The sequence below is a fragment of the Streptomyces sp. CO7 genome (assembly GCF_053474865.1).
In genome coordinates, this window is sequence record NZ_JBRIOU010000009.1 from 100,748 (window position 1) to 108,618 (window position 7,871).

Consider the following 7,871-nt stretch of genomic DNA (forward strand, 5'->3'; position numbering starts at 1 on the left):
GAGTGGGGCTGGGGTGTCCCCGCCGTGCGTCGGCGGACAGGTGCCGTGCCTGCCCCGTGGGGCCGGCCCCGCCGCGGGGAAGGACGGCGGGGCCGAGGTGCGGGAGTGCGGCTTGCGGGTGGTGCGCCGTGCGGTCGGTGCCGGCGGTGCGGCTCGGTCCGTGGTGCGGGGACGAGCGTCGGTGCGGTGGGTCGGGGCGAGCGTCGGTGCGGGCGTGCGGTGGTGCCGGTGACACGGTGGTGCGCGGCCTCGGCACCGTCCGAGCTCCCACGTCCACTTCTGTGAGAACCCACAGGCAGCGAGGCCGTTATGCCCGTGTATATACCGCGCCCTCTCGCCACTTGACGCAAGAGGACGTACACACGAGTGAGTGGGAGCGCTCCCACTCGTATGTTTCATGAAGCCAGCAGCGCCATCGGCTGTCAACAGCCGTCACACAACCTCGTGCAACTTTCATGGAACACATCCGGCGCCTCGGGCGAAGGAGCGGGCACGAGGCCGCCGGGCGCCGGCAGGGCCGCACTTCACGCTCAGCCGATCAACCTCCGCCGCCAGTCGAGCGGCGTCACCACGATCGCCTGGGCGGGGTCCCCGTCCCATCGCACCGTCAGGCCGGCCGCGCGCACCGCGTCCACGATCTCCCGGCCCACGGCCGCCGTGGCCTCGGGACCCCGGTCGTCGAGGGTCCCGTAGAGAAGGTGGAGCCCCTGCCCCAGGACGGCGCCCTCGGTGCACTGCGAGTGGAAGTAGACGAAGCCCCGGTCCCCCGGCTGCGTCTCGGCGCCTATCTCGGCGTCTCCGCAGGTGCGACAGCAGGCGAAGTCCTCACGCGCCACGATGCCGTGCTCACGCAGCCGGGCGAAGGCCCGGCCCAGCAGCTCGGGATCGGTCTCACCCTCCCAGCCGGCCTGCTCCCGGACCCTCTCCAGCCACAACTCGTCGGCCAGCCGCCAGGCCTGCCCGCGGGTGAGCGGACGGCGCTCCGCGGTGACCAGGTACTCCTCCGCGATCTCCGCCAGCGCCGCCCGGTCCACGAAGCCGCAGGCGAGCGACAGACGCAGCCGCTCCTCCAGCACCCGCCGGTCCTCGGCGGACAGTCCGAGCGGCGGCACGGACTCGGGCTCCCCCATGTCGAGCAGGGCCCACTCGAACCCCTGCTGCCAGCCCTGCTCCCTACGCGCCCAGCCGGTCATGGCGTCGGCGACGACGCCCGGGTCGGTGACGAAGGTCTGGTAGTGGCGGTCGTGGGAGCCGTCCCGGTACTCCAGCTGGTAGTCGCCGCCGGCCCGGTGCGCCACCTGTATGTACTCGTCGGGAAGGTCCGGCACCCGCTGGGCGACCACGAACCCGTCCCCCTCCGCACCGATCCTCCGCACCAGCGCGGCCAGTTCCCCGGCCGTCGGGTGCACGACCCGCTCGCCGGGCTCCGTCATCACGAGCATCTCCGTCATGGGCGCCAGCCTGGCACACGCCACTGACAGCGGGGCCCTGCGGTCTTCCCGTCGACGAGCCGCGCTTCATGCTGTTATATGACTGTCCGATACGCCGGGGCTTCGACCAACCCGCCCGTCCGCGAGGGCCGATCGGCTCCGGCCCGCACCCAGCGGTTCACGGACGTGATGACGCTGGAGAAACCGGCCACCCGGCGCGCTGCGCCCCGGATGGTCCTGGCCGCGCTCCGCGGGCCCCGCCTGCCCGAGCTGGACGGTCCCGCCCGCACCCCCGACGAGCAGGCGGTCCTCGACGGCGCCCGGCGCACGGACCGGCCCGCACCGTGGGCGGCCCCGTTCGAACACCAGGTGTCACCGCCGCCCCGGCCACCACCGGAACCCGTCGGCCATGATGGAACATTTGTCCTGAAAAAGCCGCTCAGGGGCCGTGACAAGCGGCGCTCCGGCGACGTTATTGGAGCACCAGTGCCCCTGCGTCGCCCGTCCGGAGGAAGCCGTGCACCTGACTCCCGCAAGCCTGAGCAGTCACCTCACATTCGAACAAACTCTGCCCGCGGCACCGGCCGGCACACGGTGCGCGGCATGACCTCGGCGGAGGGAGACAGCGAGGCGAACGGCGCGGGCGACGTGTCCTCCTCGGAGAAGCTGCTCTTCGGCGGTGAACTCACCTACGAGCAGGGCTGGAACCAGCACAACGGCGCCTGGCTGCGCCTCGGCCTGCGGACCATGGCGGCCGCCCTGCCCCGTCACATCGGCATCGCCGTCCGGCTGGCCCGCCAGGCCGACCCGCGGTCGCTGCTCGTCGTCGGCGTCTGCGAGCTCGGCCGCGGCGTCAGCCAGGCGGTGTCGCTGGTGGCGGTCAGCGCGCTCCTCGGAGAGCTCTTCGCCCCCGGGTCCAACGCGGAACGGCTGCGGGCCGCGCTGCCCGCCCTCCTGCTCGTCGCGTTGCTCACGCTGCTGGGCGCCGTGCTGCGGTCCGCGTCGATGGCCGCGACCGGCATCCTGGAGCCGAAGGTGTCGCGGGTGGCGACCGAGCGCTACCTGGGCCTGGTGGCGCGCGTGGAGATGAGCGCGATCGAGGACGACGCCTTCCACAAGCTGATGGACTCGGCGCAGTGGGGTGCCGAATCGGCCCGCCGCATGGTCCGGCTGTGCACCGCCGTGGCCACCTCCTGCATCGCGCTGGTCGCCGCGGCGGGGGTGCTGGCGGTGCTCCACCCGGCGCTGCTGCCGCTGCTGATCGTCATGGCGCTGCCCAGTGCCTGGGGTTCGCTGACGATGGCGCGTCAGCAGTACGTGAGCCGTCACCGGTTCATCCAGCACGTCCGGGCAGCCCATCTGATCAGTCAGTTGCTGATCAACCAGCAGGCCGCCGGCGAGGTGCGGGTGCACGAGGTCGGCCCTTTCCTGCTGACGCACTTCCGCGGGATGGCCGAGACGAGCGAGAAGGAGCAGACCCGGCTCGCGTGGCTCGGCGCCCGCACCGGTCTGATCGCGGACTCGGCCCGGGGCGTGGCCACGGTGGCGACGTACGGGGTCCTCGGACTGCTGCTGTGGAGCGGTTCGATGGAGTTCGCGGTCGGGGCCACCGCCGTGCTCGCCATCCGGTCGGGCTCCGCCGGCATCAACGACCTGGTGCTCACCGTGACAGACGTGCAGGAGGAGTCGCTGTTCGTCGCCGACCTCGAGGCCCTCTGCGAGGAGGCGGAGCGGCGCGCCATCCCGGCCGGCGGCAAGGACCTGCCGGAGCACTGCGGGGAGATCCGCTTCGAGAACGTCACGTTCACCTACCACGGCAGTGACGAGCCCTCGCTCCGCGACGTCAGCCTGGTCGTCCCGGCGGGCCGGACGGTGGCGCTGGTGGGCCGGAACGGCTCGGGCAAGACGACGCTGACCAAGCTCCTGTCCGGGCTGTACCTCCCCGACGAGGGCCGCGTCACCTGGGGCGGCGTGGACACCGCGGAGGCGAACCGGGCGCAGATCTTCTCCCGGGTCGCCATGGTGGCGCAGGACTTCCACCGCTGGCCGTTCACCGCCCGGGTCAACATCGGCATCGGCCGGTCCTCCGCCCTGCACGACGAGGCGGCGGTCGACGCCGCGGCGGTCTACTCGGGGGCCGACGAGATCGTCGGGTCCCTCCCCCGGGGCAAGGACACCCTGCTGGTCCGCGGCTTCCGGGGCGGGCGGGAGATCTCCGGCGGGCAGTGGCAGAAGATCGGTCTGGCCCGGGCCCGGTTCCGCGACGGGCAGGTCCTGATCGTGGACGAGCCGACCAGTGCGCTCGACCCGGCCGCGGAACAGAAGGTCTTCGACCAGATCCACCGCCTCGCGGGCGAGGGCCAGACCACCGTCCTGATCACCCACCGGCTGCACAGCGTCCGCCACGCCGATCTGATCTACGTCCTGGAGGAGGGCCGTGTCGTCGAGCACGGGACCTTCGAGCAGTTGATGCGTCCGGACACCGGCCCGGGCTTCTTCCGCGAGGCCTACGAGGTGCAGGCCCGTCAGTTCGCGGTCGGCTCCCCCGCGATGCCGTCGCCACGCGTCGGGGAGCCGGTCCCCGACCAGGCCACGGCGAAGCACGACGAGGAGGTGAGCCCCTGACCCCCGCCGGGACCGCCACCGCGCCGTCGGCCCCGTCTTCTCTGCCCGCCCCGGGCACACGCGTGCGAAAGCATGATGGGATGCCCGCATGGCACATGGGGAAATGCTGCGCGAGCGCCTGCAGGAGGCGGGTTTCGCGGCCGGGGCGGTGGAGGAGATACCCGGCGGGGTGATCGCCGTCGCCGGTGTCGCCACGCTCCGGGACGGGGGCGAGGTCTTCGCGAAGACGCTGGCCGGGCCCCAGCCGGACGTCTTCGAGGTCGAGGCGGCGGGCCTGGCCGAACTCCGCGCCGCCGGGGCGCGCGCCGGAGGTCTTGGCGGCCTCGCCCCGGGTGCTGGTGCTGGAGAGAGTGCGTCCACGCCAGGACACCGAGGAGTTCTGGGAGCGGCTCGGGCGCATGGTCGCCGAGTTGCACACGTCCCACGTCGCCGACCGGTTCGGCCGGCACCGGGACGGGTGGCTGGGCCGCATGCGCCAGGACAACACCTGGGACGACGACGGCCACCGGTTCTTCGCCGAGCGCCGCGTGCTGCGCTGGCTGCCCGAGCCGCACGTGGAGGCAGCCTTCGACCGGGAGGACCGGCGCGCCATCGAGCGCTTCTGCCGGGCCCTGCCCGAGCTGGTGCCCGAGCAGCCGCCGTGCCTGACCCACGGGGACCTGTGGAAGGGGAACGTGGTGACCGCCCCGGACGGCGCCCCGGTGCTGATCGACCCCGCCGTGTCCTACACCTGGCCAGAGGTCGACCTCAGCATGCTCTGGTGCTCGCTGCGCCCGCCGGAGGCGGACCGGTTCTTCGCGGCGTACCGCGAGACCGGCGCGCCGCGGGAGGGCTGGGAGGAGCGGATGCGTCTGCTGCACCTGCGCGAGCTCCTCAGTCACATCGCCCACGGTGACGACACCTGGGGCGCCGCGGACGAGGTCCGGAAGGTCGTCCGGCCGTTCCGCCGCACCGACCCGGGCGGCGGGCCGCGGCGCCCGGAGGGAGCCGAGCTTCCGTCATGAGTCCGTACTTCGACCCGGTGCCGCTGCTCGCCGACGACCGTCCGGGCTTCCACGGGAAGTGGGAGGAGCGCACGTGACTGAACGTTCCCGGCCCCTTCTACGGCGCGGTCACCGACAACTGCGGTACCGGCCGGCTGATGGCCCCGCGGAACGTCCTGTACGAGAGCGAGTACTTCACGGAGTACGTGTACCGGCAGCCACGGGACGCGGACGAGCTCCGGCAGCTCGTCGAGGCCGCGGGTGAGGACCCGTTCGGTGGCTACGGCTGCGACGGTGACGACCACTGGACGCCCGCCTCGGTCCGGGACTGGTGGCGTGACCGGGACCGCGTCCTCGAGCATCTGCGACTGGGGCGTGCCGCCTGGGAGGAGGACGACCGGATTTCCGGCCAGGGTGTCGCCGAGGCGGCGCTCGACTACGCCGCCTACGTCGAGGGCGAGTTGGCCCAGCACCTGCGGGTCTACGTGTTCTGGCTGGAGCAGCGCCGCTCACCGGGCCCCGCGGATCCGCTGCCGCGGCTGTGAGGGCATGAAGTGCCGTGCGGCGCCGCACGTGGCGGCTCCGGACGTGGCGGAACCCGGGAGCGGTATCCGGCTCCCGGGTCCCTGGGGATGCCACCCGTTGGGCACGCCGATGGCGTTTCAAGAGGAGGGATCAGGCTTATCCCTCGTGTTCTTCCGTTGAACTACCGCGCCGTGAAGAGGCGCAGACGAGAGTCGAACTCGCACCCCAAGGGCGTTCGTCCCTCCTCGGTCGATCCGGCGATCGGTGGCGATGCTGAAGCTTGAGCGAGAGTCTGAGTTTCAGGCGGCGTGCCTCTGCCGTTTGGGCCACCCCGGCCCGTGGTGCCGGGGGAAGGATTCGAACCTTCACTGTCGCCGCTTCTTCAGGCTGATTCCGTTCAGTTTCAGCTTGCGCTCGGGGAGCGGGCCGGTCCTCATGTCCGGCCTGTCCCTGTCACGCACCCCCGCGCTCGCACGCGGGGGCGATCATGGGGTTGTCCGCGGGTCTCAGGCGAACAGGTAGCCGAACACCGCCTCGCCGACCCGCCGGTCGGTGACCTCGGTCGAGTTGGCCTCCTCGCGGGCGAACTTGCCGCCTGCTGCAGCTTCTCCACCCGCTCCAGCAGCTCGTTCACCCGTCGCGCGGGCAGCGCTCCGGAGAACTTCACCGTGGTCCAGTAGCCGATCGGCACGTCCTCGTAGTACACCTCGACCTGCGCCGGGTGCTTCTCGGTGGCCTCCGCCTTGACGTGGTTGCGCGGCACCTTCTTGGTACGGATCGTGCGCACCGCGTCGGTCTTCCACCAGTCCGTGGACGGGTCGAGGGACCAGGACTCCGCGGCGTCGAGCACGGGAAGCTTCTTGACGAAGGTGTGCAGGTCGGTGAGCTGCTTCTCGAGGAACAGCAGGTGACCGACCGGGACGTCGGCGACGACGGTCCGGCCGTCCACCGTGACGTCGGCGCGCGCGGTGCAGTTCGCCCAGTCCTTGGTCGCCGTCACGTCGAAGAGGCGGGTGAGGGACGCGGCCGTCTCCCGCAGCACGTCCTCCGCCTTGACCTGTACCCGCGTGGACTCGGGCGGCAGCTGCTCGCCCTCCTCGTCCTTCGGCTGGTACGTCCGCGAGATGCCGGCCAGCAGCGCGGGCTTCTGCACCTTGTGGTGCGCAGCGGTGACGTCCTGGAACGACTTGTTCTTGACGCCCTTTTCGACAGCGATGATCTGGTTGAGCTTCGCCATTGCGTCCCCCCCTTTCGAACATGAGCACCGTAGTCCGCACGTCCCCCTCGTCTCACCCCATTTATCGGCGCTGTCCCCGCCGGTGGCCGGGCGGTAGGGTCCGGGGCCGTGCGTTGATCCTCCGGGCGGCAGCCGTCGCGCTGCCGCAGACGGTGCGGGGCGCCCCCGAGCGGGCCGCCCCCGGCTGACATGCCCTTCACCACCCCACCGGAGGTTCCGCCATGACCGCTCGACAACCGCTCTCCTACGATGAGTTCGTCGAACAGGCCGTCGCCGACCCGGCCGTCGTCGGTCTCGTCCTCAAGGGTTCCCAGGCCCACGACGGCATGGTCACCCCGCACTCCGACCACGACCTGTACGTGATCGTCGCGGACGACGCCGTGACCGCGCCGACGCGGCTCGCGGGTCACCGCGGCGCCGGACTCGACCTCGTCGTCATGACGCTCACCGCGTTCCGTGATGCGGCGATGCCCGCGTGGGAGCGCTACGCCCTCGCCCGGGCCCGGGTCGTGTTCGACCGGTTCGACGGCGGGATCGCCGGCATCCTCGCCGGCCGGGCCCGCCTCGACGCCGACGAGGCGCGCCGAGCCTCCCGGGAGTGGCTCGACGCCTACGTCAACTCCTGCTACCGCTCGGTAAAGAACCACCGGGCCGGCCGGTTGCTGGCGGCCCGCCTGGACGCGGCCGACAGCATGCGGTTGCTGCTGGAGCTGCTCTTCGCCCTCGACGGCCGTCCCCGCCCCTACAACGCGTACCTGGCGTGGGAACTCGCCCGGTACCCGCTGCCGGGCTGGGACACCGGCGTGCTGCTGCCTGCCGTCGACCGCGTCTCGGCGACGGGCGACCTACCCCTGCAGCGGCGGCTGTTCACCCTGGTCGAGGCGGCGGCCCGGAGGGCCGGTCACGGCGAGGTGCTGGACGCGTGGGGGGACGACCTCGCCCTCCTGCGTGCGGGCCGGGCGGGCAGCAGCGCCACAGCTTGACGCACTGTCGCACACCCGGCCCGCGGCGCAGCGGTCGTACGGCGGTGCCGTTCGGCGGGGCTCGGTGGTCAGGTGGACAGGCCCCAGG

General features: G+C 72.1%; 5 protein-coding genes and 1 pseudogene. 4 read left to right on the forward strand and 2 right to left on the reverse strand.

The window, feature by feature from the left end; genetic code table 11:
* Positions 1-530 precede the first annotated feature (530 nt).
* Positions 531-1,451, reverse strand: a complete 921-nt coding sequence (locus tag ACOV8S_RS27025) for a DUF6891 domain-containing protein (protein ID WP_448320996.1) — start codon at positions 1,449-1,451, stop codon at positions 531-533.
* 582 nt (positions 1,452-2,033) lie between these two features.
* Between ACOV8S_RS27025 and ACOV8S_RS27030 the strand changes: the two genes are divergently transcribed.
* From ACOV8S_RS27030 to ACOV8S_RS27040, 3 genes are all read left to right on the forward strand, one after another.
* A complete protein-coding gene (locus ACOV8S_RS27030; RefSeq protein WP_448320997.1) occupies positions 2,034-4,055 on the forward strand; it encodes an ABC transporter ATP-binding protein in 2,022 nt (673 codons plus the stop codon).
* A gap of 314 nt (positions 4,056-4,369) precedes the next feature.
* A complete protein-coding gene (locus ACOV8S_RS27035; RefSeq protein ID WP_448320998.1) occupies positions 4,370-5,059 on the forward strand; it encodes a fructosamine kinase family protein in 690 nt (229 codons plus the stop codon).
* Positions 5,060-5,196: 137 nt separating this feature from the next.
* On the forward strand, positions 5,197-5,583 hold the full coding sequence (locus ACOV8S_RS27040; protein ID WP_448320999.1) for a hypothetical protein: 387 nt from the start codon (positions 5,197-5,199) through the stop codon (positions 5,581-5,583).
* A 486-nt stretch (positions 5,584-6,069) separates the two neighbouring features.
* Here the strand turns inward: ACOV8S_RS27040 and ACOV8S_RS27045 are convergent.
* Positions 6,070-6,800 (reverse strand): annotated as a pseudogene (locus ACOV8S_RS27045) (DUF7873 family protein).
* Positions 6,801-7,021: 221 nt separating this feature from the next.
* Here ACOV8S_RS27045 and ACOV8S_RS27050 point away from each other — a divergent pair.
* Entirely contained in the window at positions 7,022-7,783 is a 762-nt protein-coding gene (locus ACOV8S_RS27050) for a hypothetical protein (RefSeq protein ID WP_448321001.1), read from the forward strand.
* Positions 7,784-7,871: the final 88 nt, after the last annotated feature.